Genomic DNA, 20752 nt, shown 5'->3' on the forward strand with positions numbered 1-20752 from the left:
AGCGAGGGAACTCACCATGGCGCTGATCGCAGTCGCGGCCGACAAGGGCGCGCCCGGCGTGACGACGACCGCCGTCGCGCTGGCCGCCGTCTGGCCCCGGCGTGCGCTGCTCGCCGAGGCGGACCCGGCGGGCGGCGACCTCGTCTACCGCTCGGTCGGGCAGAACGGCAACTCACTCGACCCGAACACGGGCATGCTGTCGCTGGCCGCCACCGCCCGCCGCGGGATCGCCGCGGAGCAGTTGTGGGACCACGCGCAGCCGATATCCGGCGGGCTCGACGTCATCGTCGGCCTCGGCAACTCCGACCAGTCCGCAGGACTCACCCGGCTCTGGCCCACGCTGGGCCGCGCGTTCGCCGCGCTCGCCGAGTCGCCGCACGGCGGCGCGGACGTGATCGCGGACTGCGGCCGCGTCGGCGTGGACTCCGGCACCCTGGAGCTGTTCTCGCACGCCGCGCTGGTGCTGCTGGTGGCCCGCGCGCTGCCCGAGCAGATCGCGCGGGTACGGGACCGGGCGTCGTCCCTGTCCGCCAGGCTGCACGGCACGCAGCGCGGCGCCGCGGCGCTGGGCACGCCGCTGATCGGCGTGCTGCTGGTCACCGAGCCGTCCGGCGCCGCGAAGGTCGCCGCGCAGGTCAACGACATGCTCACGGCGTCGCAGTCGGGCGCCCGCGTGCTCGGGGTGATCGCGGACGACGTCGCGGGCGCCGAGCAGTTGGCGGGGCGGCGGCGCGGGCGCACGGAGAAGTCGATGCTCGTCCGGTCCATCCGCAAGGTCGCCAGCGATCTGCACCAGCACTTCGGCAGCTCGCTGCTGGCCGAGCCGGCGTCCGCGGGCGCACCGCAGGCGCCGTACGGCGGCGGGGCCCCGCAGGCACCGTACGGCGGCGGCGCTACGGGCCAGGGCGCCCCGCAGCAGCCCGGCCACCCGGCCCCGCAGCACGCCCAGCAGCCCCACGCCCAGCAGCCCCACCCCCAGCAGCCCCAGGCCCCGGGCCAGCCCGGTCAGCCCGCCGCCCCCGGTCAGCCCGGAGCGCCCGGTCAGCCGGTCCAGCCCGGCCAGTCCGCCGCCCCCGGCCAGCACCCCGCCTACGGCGCCCCCGGCGCCACCCCCGGCCCCGGCCCCGCGCAGGGCCCCGGCCCCCGCCATGGAGCCGCCAGATGAGCAGCGGACCCGCAGTAGACCACGGCCTCGTCAAACGCTTCCGCCAGGAAGCCGGCGACCGCATCGCCCGGCAGCGCCACGAGGACCAGCTCGCCGGCGTCACCCCCATGTCCGCCGAGGACGAGCGGCACTTCGCCCGCGCCGTCATCGCGCAGATCCTGGAGGACTACGCCCGCGCCGAGATCAACTACGGCCGTACGCCCCTCGACGCCGAGACCGAGGAGGCGTACGCCGCGGCCGTGCACGCCGCCCTCTTCGGCGTCGGCCGGCTGCAGCCGCTGCTGGACGACCCCGAGGTCGAGAACATCGACATCAACGGTTTCGACCACGTCTTCGTCGGCTACGCCGACGGGCGCGAGGTCAAGACCGACCCGGTGGCGGAGAGCGACGAGGAGCTCGTCGAGCTGATCCAGATACTCGGCGCCTACTCCGGTCTGTCCTCCCGCCCCTTCGACTCGGCCAACCCGCAGCTCGACCTGCGCCTGCCCGACGGCTCCCGGCTCTCGGCGGTCATGGACGTCACCCGCCGCCCGGCGCTGTCCATCCGCCGCGCCCGTCTCGGCAAGGTGTTCCTGCCGGACCTCATCGGCAACGCGACGATCTCCCCGGAGCTGGGCGCCTTCCTGACCAGCGCCGTGCGGGCCCGTAAGAACATCATGATCGCCGGCGCCACCAACGCCGGGAAGACGACGCTGCTGCGCGCGCTGGCCAACGAGATCCCCGCCGTCGAGCGCCTGGTGACCGTCGAGCGCGCGCTGGAGCTGGGCCTGGACCAGTTCCCCGAACTGCACCCCAACGTGGTCGCGTTCGAGGAGCGGCTGCCCAACTCCGAGGGCCACGGCGCCATCACGATGGCCGAGCTGGTCCGCCGGTCGCTGCGTATGAACCCGTCCCGGGTCATCGTCGGCGAGGTGCTCGGCGACGAGATCGTCACCATGCTCAACGCGATGTCGCAGGGCAACGACGGCTCGCTGTCCACGATCCACGCCAACAGCTCCTCCGAGGTGTTCAACCGCATCTCGACGTACGCCCTCCAGGCCAGCGAGCGGCTGCCGGTGGAGGCCAGCCAGATGCTGGTCGCCGGCGCCATCGACTTCGTCGTCTTCGTCGAGCGGCGCAACCTCTACCACCAGGGCGGCGGCCTCCAGCGCTCGGTCACCTCCGTGCGCGAGGTCAACGGCGTGGACGGCCGCGTGATGTCGTCGGAGGTCTTCAAGGAGGGCCCCGACGGCCTGCTGCACCCGCACGCGCCGATCCACTGCATCGACGAGCTGATTCCGTTCGGTTACCAGCCCAGCGGGGATTGGAGGTAGCGGCAGATGAACGGATCGGTCTTCTCCGCCACCATGGGCTACGGGCTGCTCGCCGGCGCGGTGATCGGCGGCGGCATCGCGCTGCTCATCGTCGCGCTCCGCGGGCTGCCGGCGAAGCCGCAGCACGAGAAGGAGGAGCAGGGCGAACGGGCCGCGGACCTGGTGCGGTTCGCCAGCCAGCGGGCGACGCTCGCGGCGGTCGCCGGGCTGCTGGTGCTGCTGCTCACCCGCTGGCCGGTCGCGGGTCTGGCGACGGGCGTGCTGGTGGCGTTCTGGGACAAGCTCTTCGGCGGCGCGGCGGCCGAGCGGATGGCGATGAAGCGGGTCGAGGCGCTGGCCCAGTGGACGGAGTCGCTGCGCGACACGATCGCCGGCGCGGTCGGCCTGGAGCAGGCCATTCCGGCGTCCGCCAGGGCCGCGGCGCCCGCGCTGCGGCCGCATCTGGACGCGATGGTCGACCGGTTGCGGTCCCGTACCCCCCTGCCGGACGCCCTGCAGCACCTCGCCGACGACCTCGACGACGCCTCCGCGGACCTGATCATCGCCGCCCTGATCCTCAACGCCCGGCTGCGCGGCCCCGGTCTGCGCGAGGTGCTGGGAGCGCTGGCGAAGTCGGCGCGCGAGGAAGTGGACATGCGCCAGCGCGTGATGGCGCAGCGCGCCTCGACGCGGCGCAGCGTGCAGATCGTCGTCAGCGTCTCGGTGGCGTTCGTGCTCGGCCTGTCGGTCTTCAACCGCGGCTTCGTCGAGCCGTACGGCTCGCCCGTCGGCCAGGCGGTCCTGGCCTGCGTCTGCGGGCTGTTCGCGGCCGGCTTCTGGTGGCTGCGCAAGCTGTCGACGATCGAGACGCCGGAGCGCTTCCTGGCCGGCGCGAAGCAGCAGCCGCAGCAGGTCGCCTTCGTCCGGCCGCGTGAGGAGGTCTCCTGATGGAGTTCCAGGGTGCGGACACGCTGACGTACTCCGTCGTCATCGGCGCGGTGATGGGCCTGGGCATCTATCTGCTCGTACGGGCCATCGCGCCCGGCCGCCGCGGCGCGGTCGCGACGGTCGCGCGGGTCGACGCGCTGCGGGCCCGCGGCTCCGGCCGGACGGCGACCTCCTCGCCGCAGCAGGAGGAGGGGCGCTTCGGCGGGCTGCGCGCGCAGGTCGGGGAGCGGGCCGCCGAGTTCTATCTGCGGCAGGGCTGGGAGCAGCGTTCGCTCCGCTCCGACCTGGCGGTGCTGGACCGTTCCTGGGAGAGCTTCCTGGCGACGAAGGTGCTGCTGTCCGCGGTGGGGCTGGTCTTCGGCCCCGGCGTGTACGCGCTGATCTCGGTGGCCGGCTTCGGCCTGAACCCCGTCATCCCGGTCTGGCTCGCGCTGGTCGCCGCCCTGCTCTTCTTCCTCCTGCCCGACCTGGAGGTACGCAGGGACGCCGCCGACAAGCGCAAGGACCTGCGCCGCGTGGTGGGCGCGTACCTGGACCTGGTGGCGATGAACCTGGCGGGCGGCCGCGGCCTGCCCGAGGCCCTGATGGCCGCGGCCGACATCAGCGACGGCTGGGCCCTGCGCAGGGTACGCAACGCACTTGCCGACGCCCGCATCACCGGCACCAGCCAGTGGCAGGCGCTGGGCAATCTCGGCGACGAGCTGGGGATCGAAGAGCTGAAGGACCTGTCGGCGTCGCTGGCGCTGGTCTCCGACGACGGCGCGAAGGTGCGCGAGTCGCTGGCGGCCAGGGCGGAGACCATGAGGCACCGCGAGCTTGCCGAAATCGAGGGGGCGGCAGGCGAGAAGTCGCAGTCCATGCTCGTCGCACAACTACTGCTGTGCGCCGGGTTCCTGGTCTTCCTGGTCTATCCCGCGGCGATCCGCGTGTTGCAGGTCTGAGTCATCCCCCCACTACGCAGAGAGGACGTACCGACGTCATGAAGAACCGCTTCACCAGCACCGGACATCCGGCCATCGACTTCCTGGTCACCTTCCTGCGCGGCCGCGTGGAGCGCGCCCGCTCGGGCGAACTGGACCGCGGCGCCTCCGCCGTGGAGTGGGTGATCATCTCCGCCATCGTGGTCGCGATCGTCAGCGCGGTCGCGGTCATCATCAACCAGGCGCTGTCCGACGGCGCGAACGACGTCAAGGACTGCATCAGCAACGCCGGCGCTGACGGCTGCTGAGCCGCCGGCTGACGGGGCGGGCTGACGATCATGGCGACAACGGCACAGGCACCGGCGTGGCTGCGGCGCAGGCTGGACGCCTGCCGCGGCGACGGCGGCGGCGGTGACACGGGGCCGGGGAGCGGGCGGCACGGCGCACGCGGGGGCGACCGCGGCATGTCCGCGGTCGAGTTCGTGCTGCTCACCCCGGTGCTGTACTTCATGATCTTCGCCACCGTGCAGTTCGGGCTGTACTTCTTCGCGGACCACGTCGCGCAGGCGACCGCGCAGCACGGGGCGCGCGAGGCGCGCAGGACGGCCGAGTCGAACCCGGGCGGCTGGCAGGGCCTGGCCCAGCAGGCGGCGCGGGAGCGGCTGAACACGGTCGGCCCGAAGCTGCTCACCAGCCCGGACATCCGGGTGTACGAGGCCGCGGACGACCGGGTCGGGGTGGCGGTGGAGGGCGGCGTGGTCAACGTCTTCCCGTTCATCGACCTCAAGGCGCGGGCGGAGTCGGAGGGGCCGATCGAGCGGTTCGTACCGGATCTGGGATGACGGGGGACGGGGACGCATGGCTGTGAGCGCGGCGGGGAAGGCGCGCGGCGACCGGGGGGAGCACGGGGCCCGGGAGCCGGGGGAGCGCCGGGACCTCGGGTCCGACCGGGGGGTGACGACGATCGAGGTGGTGATCCTCGCCCCGGTGATGTTCCTGTTCATCCTCGTCCTCGTCGCCTTCGGCCAGTTGGTCGACGGCCGCGGCGGGGTCGACGGCGCGGCGCGCGACGCGGTACGGGCCGCGTCCCTGCAGCGCACCGTGGGCGAGGCGCAGCGGGCCGCGCAGCGGGCTGCGGAGTCGCAGTTGGAGGGCGACGTGTGCAAGGGCCCGGTGGACGTGGACCTGTCGGGGGACTTCTCACCGCCCGAGCCGGGCGCCGCCAGCAACATCATCACCGTGGAGGTGACCTGCGAGGTGAAGGGCCTGGGGATGCTGGGCCTGGACATCGACCCGCGGATGACGGGCACGTCGTCCGCGCCGCTCGACCCGTACCGGAGGGCGGCATGACGCGGGTACGTGTCCTGGCCGCGCACCTGCGCGCGGGCCTGGCCGGGCGGGTGCGGAAGCTGGACGACCGGGGCTCGGGCGCGGGCGCGGTCATCATCTTCGCGTTCCTGTTCATGGCGCTGGCGGCGTTCGTGGTCGACGGCGGGCTGGCGATCTCGCAGCGCGAGCGGGCGGCGGACATCGCGGAGCAGGCGGCGCGGTACGCGGCGCAGGACACCGACAAGGAAGCACTGTACGAGGGACAGACGGAACTGGAGGCGCCGATCCGGTCCGAGAACTGCGACAACCGGGTGCGGGAGTTCATGTCGCACGTGACGGTCCACAACGGCGACGTCGAGTCCGCGAAGTGTACGAGCGCGGCGGCCGACCACGTCGAGGTCGAGATCGTCCTCAGTTACCGCCCGCTGCTGACGGGCCTGGCCCTCAGCGGCCCCCTGGAGGCCACCGGCAGTGCCCGCGCCGAGCCCCGCACGGAGGTCGGCGAGCCGTAAGCGGCGCCCGTCCGGAGCGGGGGGAGACACCCGGCCGGCGGCAGGCGCCACGGCGGGGGATGGGCCGTACGCGGGAGGCCGTCCTGCCAATCGGGGGAAATGGGCCCTCTTCGGCGAGCTAGGTCCCGGACATCGGTCAGATAGTCATACAAACCGGAACGAGGCGACCGCCTCACTCCGATCGACTGTCAAGGGGCATCTGTGCTGAAGAGAAAGAAGACCGCCGTCGCGCTCGCCACGGGAGCCATGGCGCTGGGACTGCTGGGCGCCGCCCCGGTGGCGGCGACCACGACGGCGGGCCACGCGCCCGCCATGAAGACCTGGGAAGACGACTGGAACGTCTCGCAGCGCGGCGTGGTGATCGCCAAGCCCGGCGTCCTGATCCGCTCGCAGCCCACCACCGCCTCGCACGAGAAGGGGTTCATCCCGCGCGGCGAGATCGTCTGGATCGACTGCAAGGTCGAGGGCCAGGACGTGTTCGGCAACTCCCTCTGGTACAAGATCGGCTCCCACAACGGCTTCATCTCCGCGCGCTGGGTCAAGAACGTGGACCACATCCCGTTCTGCTGACCGCCCGCGGGCGCTGCCCGTACCGCAGGCCGCCGGGCCGCACCGCCGAACGCGGGGCGGTACCGGCGGCCTTGCCGCGCGCGGGCCCAGGGGCGGGGCGGGGGCTCGGAGGGCGGCCCGGGGCGGGCCGAGGGTGGCACGGCGCCGTACGCTGCACGGCCGCGGTGACGAGGTCGTGACGATGCAGTCACCTGTCTGGGCTCGACCCTCAAATCGGCCTTCGGTAACGTCAGGTGGGCAAGTACGGGGACGCCGCCCAGCGGCCGGCGCGCGCAGCGCGCGCATCAGGGGGCCGCGGTCCGCGCCGCGGCTACCGGGAGGGCTCAGGACCAGCGATGGCACGCAGCAGTGCGAACAGGACTCCGGTACCGGTACGCATCCGGCGCAGGACCTTCGGCGACGTCGTCAGGGCGTTCTTCGCCTTCGTCGCGCTCGTCGTCCTCGTCGTCGGCGTGCCGGGCGCGCTCGCCTACTTCATCGGCTGGCCGCTGCCCGACTCCGCCCCCTCCCTCAGCATGCTCAACGAGGACGTCACCGCCGACGTCTTCCTGAAGGTCTTCGCGGTCGTCGTCTGGCTGGCCTGGGCGCAGTTCGCCGCCTGCGTGCTCGTCGAGGCCAAGGCCGCCGTCTCCGGGATGGGCATGCCGGGCCGGGTGCCGGGCTCCGGCGCCAGCCAGGCGCTCGCCCGCCAGCTCGTCGCCGCCGTGCTGCTGCTCACCGCCGGCGCCGCCAGCTTCGCGCCCGGGCTCTCCCAGCTCGGCCAGCAGCTCGACCAGCACAAGCCGCCGCCGGTCGCCGCCGCCCAGCAGACCCCGGGCCAGCAGGTCGACACCGCCAGGCCCGCCGTGGACGTCGACACCCCGCGCGGCCAGGGCGCCGGCGGCGAGGTGCAGAAGGACACCCGCGAACAGGCCGAGCGGGACACGAAGTTCTACCGCATCCAGCCGCCCGAGGGCCGCCACCACGACTCGCTGTGGGAGATAGCGGAACGGCACCTCGGCGACGGCCGCCGCTACGGCGAGATCTACCAGCTCAACAAGGACCGCATCCAGCCCGACGGCTCCAAGCTCAGCCAGGCCAGCCTGATCCGCCCCGGCTGGATCATGGAGATGCCCGCGGACGCGCACGGCGGCGACCTCGTCGAGATGCCCGACGAGCGCAACGAGGTGTCCCAGTCCGAGGCCGAGCAGATCAACGAGTACGACAGGTCCAGCCCCACGCTCGACGAGCGCGGTTCGGGCGGCGACGACCGGCAGGCCACCTCCGGCCGCGGTGAGCGCCTCGTGCCCGACACCCCCGCCGTCGACCGCGACTCCGGCGACCGCGGCGGCGAGCAGTCGGTCCAGCAGATCCCGACCCGCGAGAGCGACGGCGGCGACGCCGGCGCGGACCGCGGCGACCAGGCGGCACCCGAGGTGCAGAGCGACGGCGGCGGCATCGGCCTGCCGGAGGTGCTCATCGCCGCGCCGCTGCTCGCCGCCGGCGTTCTCGGCGCGCTCAGCCGGCGGCGCCGGCAGGCGCTGTGGCAGGCGGCGTTCCAGTCCGGCGGCGCGGGCCGTACGGGCGCGGAGCCCACCGGGCGCGCCGCGCTCGCCCGCGACGCGCTGCTCGTGGGCGCCGACCCCGGCGGCGTCCGGTTCCTCGACCGCGCGCTGCGCGGGCTGTCCGCCTCGCTCACCGAGGCCGCCCGCCCGCTGCCCACGATCTACGCGGCGTGGCTGACCGACGCCGACCTGTACCTGCAACTCGCGGGCGTGGCCGGCGAGCCGCCCGCCCCGTGGCGTACCGGGCAGGACCAGACGTTCTGGCGCATCGACCGCGCCGACATCGAGAGCTACCCGCAGCCCGACGAGGCCGACGACGCGGCGGCCCCGTACCCCGGCCTCGCCAGCCTCGGCACCCGCGAGGAGGCCCGGCTGCTGCTCAACCTGGAGGCCGTCCCCGGCATCGCCGCCGTCAAGGGCGCGCCCGCGGACCGGCTCGCGGTGCTGTCGTCGATCGCCGCGGAGCTGGCCACGAACGGGTGGTCGGACCGGATGTCGGTGACCGTCGTCGGCTTCGGCGAGCGGCTGACGGAGCTGGCGCCGACGCGCGTGCGCTACCTGGAGGACCTGCCGGCGCTCATCGAGGTCATGGAGGCCGAGTCCGCGCAGCGCGCCAACGCGCTGGGCAACGCCGGCCACGACAGCGTGCTCACCGGCCGCGCCGGGCAGGCGGGCCGGACCCAGTGGGCGCCGCACCTCGTCATCGTCGCCACCGAGCCCACCGCCGCCGAGGCCGACCGGCTCGCGCACCTCGCGGGCGGCTCCTCGCGCCTGGGCATCGGCTACCTCGTCGGTACCGGCCAGGAGGAACTGGCCGGCGCATCCTGGGAGTTCGAGATCACCCGCGACGGCCGGCTGCGCGCCCCGCTGCTGGGCCTGGAGCTGGACGCGCAGCGGCTGCCGCAGGAGCAGCACGAGGCGCTGGTCGAGCTGTTCTCGCAGGTGGAGGTCGAGGGGGCGGCGACCAGCGGCACGGAAGGGCGCGGGATCTCGGTCACGCGCGCGGCGGGCGAGGTCGGCTTCACCGTGGACCTGTCGGAGCAGGGGCGGCCCGCGGTGTACGCGCGGCTGCTCGGCTCGTACGAGATCATGGGCCTGGCCGAGCCGGACGGCGAGCGCAGCCCGCTGCTGCGGGAGGCGCTGGCGCTGCTGCTGTTCCACCGCGAGGGCGTGCACCCGCAGGTGCTCGCGGCGGCGCTGTGGCCCCGCGGCGTGACGGACGACGTGCGCGACGCCTTCGTGGAGCGGCTGGTCACCTGGCTGGGCCGGGATCCCTCGGGCGCGGCGCGGCTCGCGCCGGACGCGGACGGGCGGCTGGCGCTGTCCACGTCGGTCGTCTCCGACTGGGACGTGCTGCGCACGCTGCACCTCGAAGCGACCGACCCCACGCGGCAGTCGAGCCCGCAGACGCGCGAGCGGCTGCTGAACGACGCGCTGGCGCTGGCCGCGGGCCCGCTGCTCGCGGACCGGCCGCAGGGGCGGTACGGCTGGCTGTCGAACGAGATCGTGGAGGCCCAACTGCCGCTGCTCGTCGCCGACGCGGGGCTGGCGCTGTCCGCGCTGCGCCGCGAGTCGGGGCAGGCGGACGGCGCGGTGGCGGCGGTGCAGGCGGCGCTGGTCGTCGCCCCGGCGGACGAGCGCCTGTGGAACGAACTCCTCCGCGCGGTCCACGCCACCGGCGAAACCGCGCGCCTGGAGGCCACCGCCTCCGACCTCCTGGACCGCTCCGCGGCCCTCCACGGCGCCCGCGGCCTGCCGCCCCGCACGGAAGCCCTGCTGGACGAACTCCTCCCGGCCTGGCGCACCCGGGCCGGGACGGCGGGCGCGGCGAGCTGACCACGGCCCGCGCGCGGCGGGGCCGGTCAGGAGCAGGACGACGGTTTGCCCATGGCACGCGAGCGCGCTTATCGAGTGCGGTGCCTCCGAGGGCCTCTGTAGCCTGGCGCCGCTGATGTTGGGGGGAGCTGACCGTGGAGAACATCCTGACCGTGGGCATGGGGGCCGCTATCGGCCTTATCGGGGTGGTGTTCGGTTCGTGGTTCACCGCTCGCCGACAGGACCGCATGTGGCTCCGCGAACAGAAGCTCAAGGCCGGGATCGGCTTCAACACGGCCGTGGTTCAGCTACTGGACTACCTGAAGGAAGCACGGTTGAGTGACGACGGCCCCGGAGCCAACGAATTGGCGAACCGGATGCAGGAAGCACGCTCGGCTCTCTACCTGCTCTGCGCCGGCGACACCGTCGATCTCGCCGATGCTCTGGCGCGTCGGGTGTGGAGTACCCGGCCCACCGAAGGCAGGGACGACCGCCGGGCCGAGTTCCGAGAGACGCTGGACCTCCTGCGCCGCTTCACCCGCCAGCTCCGGCAGGAGATCGCCAGGTCGTAGTCCTCCTCGGAGCGCGCGGGAGGAGTACGCCCGGCGGCCGGCACGACCTCGGGTCTGGTACGGGGCCGCCCGGCCGTTCCCCCCTCGCCCCGGCGCGCTACGCGCTCCGGCGTGCGCCTACGCGCTCGCGGCCGCAGGCGTACGCCAGCGTGCTGATCAACTCCGCCACGTCCGGCAGGTACGCGTTCGACACCGTCGGCCGCCGGATCCACTGCACAGGACCGCTCGTCGCGAACCGCGTCGGCGGCGCCGCCGCCCAGTCGCCCTCGGCGCGTACCGCCAGGTCCAGGGCCGCCGACGAGGCGTAACCCAGCGCGTGCAGGCCGTCGATCACCTTCGGGGTGGCGCCCGGGAGGACGAAGAAGTACATCCGCCGGTCCGGCGTCGCCGCCACCGGGCCCAGTTCCGTGCGCTCCCGTTCCAGCCGGGCCAGCGCCAGGCATCCTGCGCTCTCCGCCACGTCCACCACGTCGAACGCCCGCCCGGTGGGCAGCAGTACGGCCGCCCGCGGGTGCTTCGACCACATGCGGCGCAGGGTGGTGGCGCTGGCCGTTGCGGCTGCCTTCCAGTCGCGCCGCGCGGGGTGCGCGCCCGGCGCGTGGCACGCCGTGTCGCCGCAGGAGCAGCGCGGTGCGCCGGCCCCGTCGTCGGTCTCCATCCATGTGCCCGGCACCACGTCCCAGTGCCGGTCCTCCGCGTACTGCAGCGCTGCGGACAGCAGTTCTTCGCTCTGCTCGCGCGGGTTCTCTTGTCGGGGTACGTGCGTCGCCTCTGTTCCCGGGGTCTCCTTCACGGACGGCTCAACTCCAGCCGTGAGCAGGGGTTACGGGCCCTCCGCGGGTTCTCCCGAAGCAACGTTCCGGCAGCGGGGCGCACGGATGCGCGGGTGGGGAGCATGGCGTTTTCCGGTTATTTCGCGGGAAATGATCGTCCTGTCGGTTCTGCCAGGAACCGGCCGCGCACGGCCCCCTGAGGGAGGACTACCCATGGCCGCCAGGCCAATCGAGGCACGCACGCCGAACGTACGACTTCAGGTGGTGATCGAAGAGGCAGCCTGCTCCAACGCGGGGCTGGCCCGCCGCGTCAACATGTGCGGCCGGGAACACGGCCTCGACCTGCGCTACGACAAGACCTCCGTGGCCCGCTGGCTGCGCGGTCAGCGCCCCCGCGGCCAGGCGCCCGCGATGATCGCCGAGGCGCTGGGCCGCAAGCTCGGCCGCGCGGTCACCCTGGACGAGGTCGGCATGGCCGACTCCCGGCACTCCGGCACCGCCCTGGGGCTGATCTACGCCCCGACCGTCACCGCCGCCGTCGAGCAGGTCTGCGAGCTGTGGCGCGCCGACGTGGGCCGGCGCGAGGTGCTGACCCGCGCGACCCCCGTGGCCTCCGCGCTCGTCGAGCCCAGCCGCGACTGGCTGATCAGCGCGCCCGGCCCGCCGCTGGCCCGTACCTCGGGCCGGGCCGTGACCCGTACCGACGTGACCGCCGTACGGGAGACCACCGCCACCCTCGCCACCCTCGACCGCCGGTACGGCAGCGGCCACTACCGGCCGGTGACGGTGCACTACCTCAACTCCGTCGTCTCCGGCCTGCTCGCCGGCCGCTACGACGACGCCACCGGCCGCGAACTCCTCGCCGCCGCAGCCCGGATGACCGAGCTGGCCGGCGGCATGGCCGCCGACACCGGCCTGCCGGGCGTCGCCCAGCGTTACTACGTCCAGGCCCTGCGCCTCGCCGACGCCGCGGGCGACCGCGCCTTCGGCGGCTACGTCCTGGCCGCCGGCATGAGCCGGCTGGCCGCGGCGCTGGGCAACCACAGGGAAGTGGTGCAGTTGGCCCGTACGGCACGCGAGGGCACCCGCGACCGCGTGCCGCCGCGCGCCGAGGCGCTGTTCAGCGCCGCCGAGGCGCGGGGCGCGGCGGGGCTGGGCGACGAGGCGGCGTTCCGGGAGGCGGCGGGACGGGCGCGGGCGGCGATGGAGCAGGCCGAGTCGGGCGGAGCGCGCGCGCCGGGCGCGGCGGGCGCGGCGGGCGGCGCCGGCGCGGGAAGCGCGCCGGGTGCCGCGAGCACGGCCGCGGCGGCGGGCGCGACCAGCGCGGCGGGCGGCGTACGGGATCCCGCGCGCGACCCGGCGCGCGGGCACGAACCGGCGCGCGGGCGTGAACCCGCCTGGCTGGCCCGCTTCGGCCGCCCCGCCCTCGCCTACGAGCTGGCCTGCGCCCTGCTCGAACTCGGCCGCTACGAGGCCGCGCAGCGGCGCGCGGAGGAGGCGCTCGCCGGGCTGCCGGAGTCCTCCACGCGGCTGCGCTGCCTGGCGCTCGTCGCGCTGGCCCGGGCGCAGAGCGGGCGGCGGGAGCCCGCGCAGGCATGCCGTACGGGTGCGCGGGCGCTGCGGCTGCTCGACGGGCTGGCCTCCGGCAGGGCGGCGGCCGAACTGGCGCGGCTGGCACGGAGCCTGGAGCCGTACGAGGCCGAGCCGGCGGTGCGGGAGTTCACCGCCCGGTGCCATGGGCTGGGCTCTTGGCTCACCGCGGCACCGAGCAGGTAGTGTCCGGACGGTCAGAGTCCGTACCCATGAGGAGTCCCGTTGACCCACGACGGACACGGCAGCGAGCCCCGGCGCGAGGAGCGCGCGGGAGCGGTGCCCCCCGCGTCGGACGGCGCCGGGCCGCCCCCGGGCGGCGAGCCGTGGTGGGCCCAGGACCCGTCCCCGGCCGCGGCAGCCGCCGAGACCGAGGACGAGTCGACGCAGCAGATACGTCACCTCGGCAACCGCCCGGAGCGCCCGCGGCCGCCGGCCGCCCCGCCGGCCGACCAGCAGCCCTGGCCGCTCCCGGCCTCCCCGGGAGCGGCGGGCGCGCCGGGCGCCCCCGCGGGCCCCGGCGCCCTCGGCGGCCCGGAGGCCGCCGCCGCCACGGGCCGCCCCGGCGCCGCGCCCCAGCCGCCGTACGGCGGCCCTCCGCAGCAGCCGCCCGCGGGTCCGCCGCCGGGCGTCGCCGACGACGCGGCCGCGACCCAGCTCATACCCCCGATCGCCGCCGCATCGCAGCAGAGACCCGGGGACGACTCCGACGCCACCCAGCTCATCCCCTCGCTCCCGGGGTCGTACGACGCCCCCCAGCCCGGCGCCTACGACCCGCCCGCGGCCGAGCCGCCCCCGCACCCCGGCGGCCCGCCCGCGCAGCCCCCGGCGCAGCCGCCGTTCGCGCCGCCGGGCCTCGACGAGGACTCCCCGCGCTCGCGCCGCCACGCGGCGCCGGTGCACACGCAGTTCGAGGGCCTGTTCCGCGAGGGCCCCGGCGGACCCGGCGCCCCCGGCGCCGACGCAGGCGCCACGCAGCGGCTCCCCCCGGTCCGTCCCGGCGGTGCCCCCGCGGGCGGTCCCCGGCCCCCGTACGGCGCCCAGCAGCCCGGCGCCCACCCCGCGGGACCGCCCCCCGGCCCGTACGGCAACGGCGGCGGCCCGGGCGGCGGCGGCCGCTACTACGACGAGGACGACGACCGCCGCGGCGGCATCCCCCGCTGGGCCGCCATCGCCATCGGCACCGCCGCCTGCGCCGCCGTCGGCATCACCGCGGGCTGGCTCCTCAGCAGCGGCGACGGCGGCGGCGACAGCGCCAGCGGCGCCACCCCGAGCGCCAGCGCCGACCAGGACCCGGGCGGCAAGGACGACGGGGGCAAGGACGACGGCGGCGAGAAGCCGGTCAAGGACGACCCCGCCAAGGCCCAGGCCGAGGAACTGGACGCGCTGCTCGCCGAGAGCAACGACAGCCGCGACGCGGTGATCGGCTCGGTCGCGAACATCCGCGAGTGCAAGGCGCTCGGCAAGGCCGCCAAGGACCTGCGCGACGCGGCGGGCCAGCGCCGCGACCTCGTCGCCCGGCTCTCGGACCTGAGCGTCGACAAGCTCCCGTCGTACGAGGACCTGACGCGCTCGCTCACCGACGCCTGGAACGCCAGCGCCTCCGCCGACGACCACTACGCCGCCTGGGCCGACGCCGCCAAGCGCGGCAAGGGCTGCGGCGGCGGCGGGAACCACCTGTCGGCGGGCAACAGCGCCAGCGGCGAGGCCACCACCGCCAAGGAAGAGGCGGCCGGGCTCTGGAACCCGATCGCGGACGAGTACGGCCTCACGCAGCGCCAGGCGACGCAACTGTGAGCCCCGCGAACGGCACCGGAGAAGACGCCGGCGGTCCCGTCGGTGAAAGGGCTTCCCGCCGCGACCGCCGTTACTCCACCATGGTGCCCATGCCCATCAACGACATGCCGTGGTGGCGCTGGCGCGCCAATGTGCGCTCCGCGCTGCACATGCTCTCCGACCCGGATTTTCAGCGGGAGTACTGGGCGGCGGGGACGGCGGGGTACGGGGACGTCACCGACGCCGTCTACCGCCTCGTCGAGGACACCTGGCTGGACAACTGGTCGGCGGAGAAGTACGTCGGGACGATCTTCCGCGACTCCCGCGAGGCCGCGCTCGTCGACGTCGCCGTGCTGCGGGTGCTGCGGATCATGCACCAGGTCGGCGCGGACTCGCCGGTCTCCGCGTACATGGCGAACCACGCGTGGCCCGAGGCCGTGCGCGCGGCGCGCGAGGCGCACGTGCGGCTCGCGGAGGCCGACGGTGACGACCCGGACGCCCCGCCGCGCTCCCTCGAAGTGCTGGCGATCATGACGGGCGCCGCCTGACGGGTGTGGGATCGTAGGCCCATGAGCGAGTACGTACTGACGCTGTCCTGCCCGGACAAAAAGGGCATCGTGCACGCAGTCTCCAGTTATCTCTTCATGACGGACTGCAACATCGAGGACAGCCAGCAGTACGGCGACCCCACCACCGGCCTGTTCTTCATGCGGGTGCACTTCTCCGCCGAGCCGCAGGCGCACGTCGACAAGCTGCGGGCCAGCTTCGCGGCGGTGGCGGAGTCGTGGGCGATGGAATGGCAGATCCACGAGCAGGGCACCAAGATGCGGGTGCTGCTCATGGTCAGCAAGTTCGGGCACTGCCTGAACGACCTGCTGTTCCGCGCCCGCATCGGCGCGCTGCCGGTGGAGATCGCGGCCGTGGTCTCCAACCACACCGACTTCGGGGAGCTGGTCGGCTCCTACGGCATCCCCTTCCACCATCTGCCGGTCACCAAGGACACCAAGGCGGAGGCGGAGCAGAAGCTGCTGGAGCTGGTCCGGGCCGAGGACGTCGAGCTGGTGGTGCTCGCGCGCTACATGCAGGTGATCTCCGACGACCTCTGCAAGCAGCTGGAGGGGCGGATCATCAACATCCACCACTCCTTCCTGCCGAGCTTCAAGGGCGCCAAGCCGTACCACCAGGCGCACGCGCGCGGGGTCAAGCTGATCGGCGCCACCGCGCACTACGTGACGGCGGACCTGGACGAGGGCCCGATCATCGAGCAGGAAGTCGAGCGGGTCGGGCACGAGGTGACGCCGGAGCAGTTGGTGGCGGTCGGCCGGGACGTGGAGTGCCAGGCACTGGCACGGGCGGTGAAGTGGCACAGCGAGCACCGGGTGCTGCTGAACGGCACGCGCACGGTGGTCTTCGCGTAGCTCCTGCGCGCCCGCGGTACGGTCCGCGGTCCCGTACGCCCCTGAAGGCGCCGTACGCGCCCGCAGGCCGCCCCAGGCGCCCGCGAAGCCCTGCACGCCCCCGCGGCCCGCTACAGCCGCGACAGCGACGCCGTCGCGTACAGGAAGTCCTCCACCGCCTCGCGCTCCCCGTCGCGCCCCACCGCCGCCTCGGCGGGCGATACGTGCCCCGCCGCCAGCCGGCAGAACTCCAGGCCCTCCAGCGCCACATGGGCCACCGCCCGCTCAGGACCCGCGACCGCCGCCGGCGAGTCCAGCGGGAGGTACCAGTTCCCGCCGCCCTTGCCCTCGATCTCCAGGTGCAGCGTGCGCCCCGGCGTCCCCGCGGCCACCAGCGTCCGCGGCGGCGCCGCGCGCCCCGAGCGGCGCCGGTCGGCCAGCGTCTGCGGCAGCAGCCGCGCCGCCAGGTCGATCATCAGGTGCATGTGCTCGGGCGTCGGCGGCACGTACGGGTAGTCCACGGCCTCCGCGATGTCCCAGGCGTGCATCCAGCACTCGAAGGCCCGGTCCAGGAAGGCGTCGCGCAGCGGCAGCGCCGCCCCGCCGCCGTACGGCACCTGCACGTCGGCGACGCCGCTGCCGGCGAACCCCGCGGTCCGTATGAGCTTGTACGTCTGGCCCCGCCACTCGCCGCGCATCTTGCTCGCGTGCTTGCGCCGGAACTCCCGGGCGAGCGACTGCTGTTCCGCGTACGACGAGCCGGCCACCCGCCACAGCGCCTCGGTGCGCTCGGCGGGGGAGGCGACCGTGCGCGGGTGGGTCCCGGCGGCGGGCGCGTCCGCCGCCAGCGGGTCGGGGAGGCCGAGCGCGAGGGCCAGCAGGCCGTCCACGGCCAGGAGATGGCCGATGACACCGGCCACCGACGTCTCGCGGACCGCGGGACGGTCGTCGTCGTACCAGGCGAGCTGAACCGGAGCGCCCCAGTCCGCCTCGTTCATGTCGGCCAGCAGCGCGTCGAGCCGGGCCGCCTCGGCGTCGTACGGCACGGACCAGGCCGGCATCGGGATCCCCGGCATCCGCCGCGTCAGGCACAGCTCCAGCACCCGGCTGCGCAGCGCGGGGTCCATGTCGAGGTTGTCGTGCGGGTGCAGGAGGCGCACGGCATCGCGCAGCCGGAGCGCTTCGTCCGCGCAGGGCGCGCAGTCGGTCAAGTGCGCCTCTACGGCGGCGGTCTCCTCGGGCGCGCAGGCCGCCAGCGCCCACGCGCCGAGCAGGGACTTCAGCCGGCCGTGGTCGTAAGGGCCCATGATCATGAAGGCCGCCCGGCCTCGGTGTGCGCGGTGGCGAGCATCTGCAGCCCGAAGCGCAGCCGGCGGCGGGCCTCGTCGGGCGAGACGCCGAGTTCCTCGGCCGTCTGGCGGTAGTCGCGGCGCTTGAAGTACGCCAGCTCCAGCGCGGCGCGCTGCGGTTCCGGCATGGACGTGACGATGTAGTCGGCGCGGGCGGCGGCGGAGACGGCGCGGATGCGCTCCTCGCTGTCCTCGATCTCCCCGGCCGCACCCGCCTGGATCACCGCCCAGCGCAGCCGCCGGACGGCGTGCTTGTGCGCAAGACCTGCCAGGAAGGAGCGCAGTTGGCCGCGCTTCGGGTCGTACGCGTCAGGGTGCTGCCAGACGTACGAGAACACCTCGGCCAGCACGCCGTTCGCCTCCTCCTCGTTCTCCAGCACGCGCTGCGCGAGGCCGTAGACGAGAGGCGCGAAGCGGTCGTACAGCTCGCTCAGCGCCGCGGCCTCGCCGCGCGCGAGCCGCTGCTGCATCTTGCGGTTCCAGCGCGGCGGGACGGCGCCCTGTCCGGTGCCGTGCGGTCCGGTGCCGTGCGCCATGCGCCCCCCATCCGTCGCCCGCCCCCTGGTTACCGGTGCCAACGAATGTAGCGCCGGAGAGTGGGGGCGTACGCCCCAGGAGCGTTATCCGTACCGCATGACGCGCGACAGAAGGCAACGAATTGCCAACGGTTATCCAGTGCTGACCGGAATGCGGGGGACGTCTGGGGCGATTGCGCATAGGGTCGGTGTTTCATCTTGTGTGTTGTGGGCACAGCAGGTGACACGTGCAACACAGCAGATTGCGGATGAGCGAAACGGGCAGGCGAGCGGGCACGACAGGCTGACGGGCGAGGGAAGGACAGCGACCGGGTGTCTTTGCTGCAGGTGACCACCGACAACCGAGGCGACTGGTACGTCCTGTGGGTCTGCGGTGAGCTGGACCTGGTCACCTCGCCCCGCGTGCGGCAGCACGTGCACGACGCCGTCGCCGAGGGCCGCCGCCGCCTCGTCCTCGACCTCTCCGCGGTCCGCTTCTGCGACTCCAGCGGCGTCGGCGTGCTCATCGCCGCCCGCCGGCTGCTGAGTTCCTGCGGCGGCGAGTTCCGCCTGATCCTGCCGGCGGACGGCGGGGTGGGCGCGTCCGGGGGCGTCCCGGGAACCACGGTCTCCGGCGGGGCGCATGTGAACCGGGTGTTCGCGGCGCTGGGCGTGCGGCGGCTGTTCGCGGTGTACGCGGACGTGGACGACGCGACGAGCGGCACGGCGGAGCCGCTGTCGGCGTAGCCGGGGGAGCGGGGCGTACGCGCCCCTGAGGGCCCGTACCGCCCGCCAGGGCCGGCCGTCACCCTCACGCCTCACGTCTCACCCCTTCACATTTCCCCCTTCACGTCCCCCCCTTCCTCGAACTCGGCCTCCTCCGCGGGCTCGTCGCGCGCCTGGAGCCCGGCGACCCACAGCGGCATCAGCCACACCACCGCCACCGCGTACACCAGGACCCACACCGCGGGCACCCCCGGCAGCCCGTCCGCGCCCACCGCCTCGGCGAGCACGAACACCCCTGCCGCCACGGCCAGCAGCGCCGTCGCCGCCCGGTGCGCCACGGCCCCGGCCCGGTCGCGGTCGGCGAGCTGCCGCTCGTCCAGCATCCGCGTACGCAGCTCAAGCAGGCCGCGCGTGCCGCCGTTCAGGACGCCGGTGGCGACCATCCAGAGCGGCAGCAGGACTGCCAACGGCGCGATGAGCCAGGCGTCGTCGAGGGCGTAGAGCAGGGTGACGCACGTCAGGGTCGCGCCCGTGAGCGCCACGTGCGCCCCCACGGCGGCGCGGCGCCGTCCGGCGGTGGCGAACACCGGGCGCCCGGCGGGGTCGTTCATGACCCGGAACATGGCGCGGTCGTACGTCGTGGCCTGCTTCGCGTCCCCGTGGGGGCGCTCGGTCGTGGGCTGGGTCATCGTGCTCCCCTGTCTGCGCTGCCGTGCTCGTGGTCGTCCCTGCCGTGGTTCCCGTGTGTCCTCTCCACCCCGTACAGCTCGTGGCTGAGCGGGCGGAACGGCCGGAGGGCGAACAGCACTTCCACCGGCAGTTCGAAGTACTCCGCTATGCGCAGAGCGAGGTCGAGGCTCGGGTTGTACTGCCCGCGCTCGATGTGCCCGATCGTCTGGTAGTGCGCGCCCACCGCCTCGGCCAACTGCTTCCGCGACACGCTCCGCTCTGCGCGGATCACCGCCAGTCTGTTGTGGACCTGCTCGCTCATGTATAAGAAGTTATACATCGAGGGTCGCCGGCGCAAGGGGGAAGGTCCGGCGATTCGACTACGGAGAGTGCCGAAACTGGGCAGAGCCCCAACACGCTTGGGGGAACTCTGCCGTTACGCAACGAAGTCGGCCCCGACTCCACTACCCTTCATCGGGTGCGAGTTGTCATGCGGCGGCACGGACCCGCGGCCCGCGAATCGGTGGCCGGGGCGGTGCGGAATTGCCGGACTCGTGCAAGGTCACAGCAGCATGAGTGGTCGACGCCAGACCGGCGTTCGACCGTCGTGTGTGAGCGTCGCACAGTATGCCGCACGCGCACTCTTTCGCGCTGGAATATGCCCGAAGCGCTTGTTGTCGTGACGCTACGTCAATCATCCTGGACGGCAGAGAGATCACGCAGCGTGATCCCGAGGATGGTGTGAGCGGTGCAGACCCTGCAGGTACAGCTCAAGGTATGGCCCGACCCGGTCGAGGTCGGCCGGGCCAGGCGGTGGACGCGGGCGCGGCTGGCGTGGACCGGGGTGACGGCCGACGAGCCGTACGCCGAGTCGCTGGTGATGCTCGTCTCCGAGCTGGTCACCAACGCCGTCGTCCACACCGACCGCCCCGCCGAGCTGCGCCTCGCCCTCCCCGCGTCGGCCGCGGACTGCGGCCCGTACCGGGTGGAGGTCGTCGACACCTGCGCCGCCCCGCCGCGGCAGCGGCGCGCGCAGGAGTACGAGACGCACGGCCGGGGGCTGGAGCTGGTCGACGCCATCGCCGACCGCTGGGGCTGGCAGGCGGAAGGATTCGGCAAGGTCATTTGGTGCGAGATCGACCGCGCCTGCGCCTTTGCCCCGCCGCCGGGGGAGCGCGCGGACGGCGCGGACGGCGCGCTCTTCGCGGGCGCACACGAACACGCACGCGCCGGCACGAACAGCACGTGACACCTCCGGTGCGGAACAGGTGTTGACGAGTCGTACGGGCC

Annotated in this window: 22 protein-coding genes; 17 read left to right on the plus strand and 5 right to left on the minus strand. The window is 74.1% G+C overall.

Going from position 1 to position 20752, the window contains the following annotated elements:
• Positions 1 to 16: 16 nt before the first annotated feature.
• From CXR04_RS21580 to CXR04_RS21630, 11 genes are all read left to right on the plus strand, one after another.
• The gene (locus tag CXR04_RS21580; protein ID WP_101423966.1) at positions 17 to 1165 is read left to right on the plus strand and encodes a hypothetical protein; all 1149 of its coding nucleotides are present in this window, start codon (positions 17 to 19) and stop codon (positions 1163 to 1165) included.
• Positions 1162 to 2478 carry a CpaF family protein gene (locus CXR04_RS21585; protein WP_101423967.1) on the plus strand — a complete coding sequence of 439 codons (1317 nt, stop codon included), beginning with the start codon at positions 1162 to 1164 and terminating at the stop codon, positions 2476 to 2478. Before CXR04_RS21580 ends, CXR04_RS21585 begins: the two co-directional genes overlap by 4 nt.
• Before the next feature lie 6 nt (positions 2479 to 2484).
• Positions 2485 to 3405 carry a type II secretion system F family protein gene (locus CXR04_RS21590; protein WP_101423968.1) on the plus strand — a complete coding sequence of 307 codons (921 nt, stop codon included), beginning with the start codon at positions 2485 to 2487 and terminating at the stop codon, positions 3403 to 3405.
• Positions 3405 to 4346: a type II secretion system F family protein gene (locus CXR04_RS21595; protein ID WP_101423969.1), complete on the plus strand. Its 942-nt coding sequence runs from the start codon at positions 3405 to 3407 to the stop codon at positions 4344 to 4346. The genes CXR04_RS21590 and CXR04_RS21595 overlap by 1 nt, the downstream gene beginning before the upstream one ends.
• Before the next feature lie 38 nt (positions 4347 to 4384).
• Positions 4385 to 4633 (plus strand): hypothetical protein, encoded by a 249-nt coding sequence (locus CXR04_RS21600; protein WP_027770593.1) that lies wholly within the window; start codon positions 4385 to 4387, stop codon positions 4631 to 4633.
• A gap of 30 nt (positions 4634 to 4663) precedes the next feature.
• On the plus strand, positions 4664 to 5167 hold the full coding sequence (locus CXR04_RS21605; RefSeq protein WP_101423970.1) for a TadE family protein: 504 nt from the start codon (positions 4664 to 4666) through the stop codon (positions 5165 to 5167).
• Between the two features lie 112 nt (positions 5168 to 5279).
• Entirely contained in the window at positions 5280 to 5675 is a 396-nt protein-coding gene (locus CXR04_RS21610; protein WP_101426515.1) for a TadE family protein, read from the plus strand.
• Entirely contained in the window at positions 5672 to 6166 is a 495-nt protein-coding gene (locus CXR04_RS21615) for a TadE/TadG family type IV pilus assembly protein (RefSeq protein ID WP_101423971.1), read from the plus strand. The genes CXR04_RS21610 and CXR04_RS21615 overlap by 4 nt, the downstream gene beginning before the upstream one ends.
• 201 nt (positions 6167 to 6367) lie before the next feature.
• Positions 6368 to 6736, plus strand: coding sequence for an SH3 domain-containing protein (locus tag CXR04_RS21620; RefSeq protein WP_101423972.1), 369 nt, complete (start codon positions 6368 to 6370; stop codon positions 6734 to 6736).
• Between the two features lie 335 nt (positions 6737 to 7071).
• A complete protein-coding gene (locus CXR04_RS21625) occupies positions 7072 to 10116 on the plus strand; it encodes a LysM peptidoglycan-binding domain-containing protein (RefSeq protein ID WP_101423973.1) in 3045 nt (1014 codons plus the stop codon).
• A 134-nt stretch (positions 10117 to 10250) separates the two neighbouring features.
• Positions 10251 to 10667: a hypothetical protein gene (locus CXR04_RS21630; RefSeq protein ID WP_101423974.1), complete on the plus strand. Its 417-nt coding sequence runs from the start codon at positions 10251 to 10253 to the stop codon at positions 10665 to 10667.
• 97 nt (positions 10668 to 10764) lie between these two features.
• Here the strand turns inward: CXR04_RS21630 and CXR04_RS21635 are convergent, their stop codons facing one another.
• Positions 10765 to 11460 carry a bifunctional DNA primase/polymerase gene (locus tag CXR04_RS21635; protein ID WP_101423975.1) on the minus strand — a complete coding sequence of 232 codons (696 nt, stop codon included), beginning with the start codon at positions 11458 to 11460 and terminating at the stop codon, positions 10765 to 10767.
• A gap of 193 nt (positions 11461 to 11653) precedes the next feature.
• Between CXR04_RS21635 and CXR04_RS21640 the strand changes: the two genes are divergently transcribed.
• The 4 genes from CXR04_RS21640 (at position 11654) to purU (ending at position 16224) form a co-directional block, all read left to right on the plus strand.
• On the plus strand, positions 11654 to 13216 hold the full coding sequence (locus CXR04_RS21640; RefSeq protein WP_234380390.1) for a transcriptional regulator: 1563 nt from the start codon (positions 11654 to 11656) through the stop codon (positions 13214 to 13216).
• A gap of 39 nt (positions 13217 to 13255) precedes the next feature.
• Positions 13256 to 14827 carry a hypothetical protein gene (locus tag CXR04_RS21645; protein ID WP_101423977.1) on the plus strand — a complete coding sequence of 524 codons (1572 nt, stop codon included), beginning with the start codon at positions 13256 to 13258 and terminating at the stop codon, positions 14825 to 14827.
• An 89-nt stretch (positions 14828 to 14916) separates the two neighbouring features.
• Positions 14917 to 15354, plus strand: a complete 438-nt coding sequence (locus CXR04_RS21650) for an SCO4402 family protein (RefSeq protein WP_234380391.1) — start codon at positions 14917 to 14919, stop codon at positions 15352 to 15354.
• Between the two features lie 21 nt (positions 15355 to 15375).
• Positions 15376 to 16224 carry a formyltetrahydrofolate deformylase gene (gene purU / locus CXR04_RS21655; RefSeq protein ID WP_101423979.1) on the plus strand — a complete coding sequence of 283 codons (849 nt, stop codon included), beginning with the start codon at positions 15376 to 15378 and terminating at the stop codon, positions 16222 to 16224.
• Positions 16225 to 16334: 110 nt separating this feature from the next.
• Here purU and CXR04_RS21660 read toward each other — a convergent pair whose 3' ends face one another.
• Entirely contained in the window at positions 16335 to 17516 is a 1182-nt protein-coding gene (locus tag CXR04_RS21660) for a zf-HC2 domain-containing protein (protein WP_101423980.1), read from the minus strand.
• Positions 17513 to 18088 (minus strand): sigma-70 family RNA polymerase sigma factor, encoded by a 576-nt coding sequence (locus CXR04_RS21665; RefSeq protein ID WP_101423981.1) that lies wholly within the window; start codon positions 18086 to 18088, stop codon positions 17513 to 17515. The genes CXR04_RS21660 and CXR04_RS21665 overlap by 4 nt, the downstream gene beginning before the upstream one ends.
• A gap of 318 nt (positions 18089 to 18406) precedes the next feature.
• Here CXR04_RS21665 and CXR04_RS21670 point away from each other — a divergent pair, with 318 nt between their 5' ends.
• Complete coding sequence (locus tag CXR04_RS21670) at positions 18407 to 18814, plus strand: STAS domain-containing protein (protein ID WP_101423982.1); 408 nt, start codon at positions 18407 to 18409, stop codon at positions 18812 to 18814.
• Between the two features lie 86 nt (positions 18815 to 18900).
• On the opposite strand, the gene CXR04_RS21675 is transcribed toward CXR04_RS21670, so the two are convergent.
• Together CXR04_RS21675 and CXR04_RS21680 are read right to left on the minus strand one after the other, a co-directional pair.
• Positions 18901 to 19482 (minus strand): hypothetical protein, encoded by a 582-nt coding sequence (locus CXR04_RS21675; RefSeq protein WP_101423983.1) that lies wholly within the window; start codon positions 19480 to 19482, stop codon positions 18901 to 18903.
• Entirely contained in the window at positions 19479 to 19784 is a 306-nt protein-coding gene (locus tag CXR04_RS21680) for a helix-turn-helix transcriptional regulator (RefSeq protein WP_199850503.1), read from the minus strand. Before CXR04_RS21680 ends, CXR04_RS21675 begins: the two co-directional genes overlap by 4 nt.
• 426 nt (positions 19785 to 20210) lie before the next feature.
• Between CXR04_RS21680 and CXR04_RS21685 the strand changes: the two genes are divergently transcribed.
• On the plus strand, positions 20211 to 20711 hold the full coding sequence (locus CXR04_RS21685) for an ATP-binding protein (RefSeq protein WP_101423985.1): 501 nt from the start codon (positions 20211 to 20213) through the stop codon (positions 20709 to 20711).
• The last annotated feature ends 41 nt before the right edge of the window (positions 20712 to 20752 follow it).

Source organism: Streptomyces sp. CMB-StM0423 (genome assembly GCF_002847285.1).
In the GTDB taxonomy this organism is placed as follows: domain Bacteria; phylum Actinomycetota; class Actinomycetes; order Streptomycetales; family Streptomycetaceae; genus Streptomyces.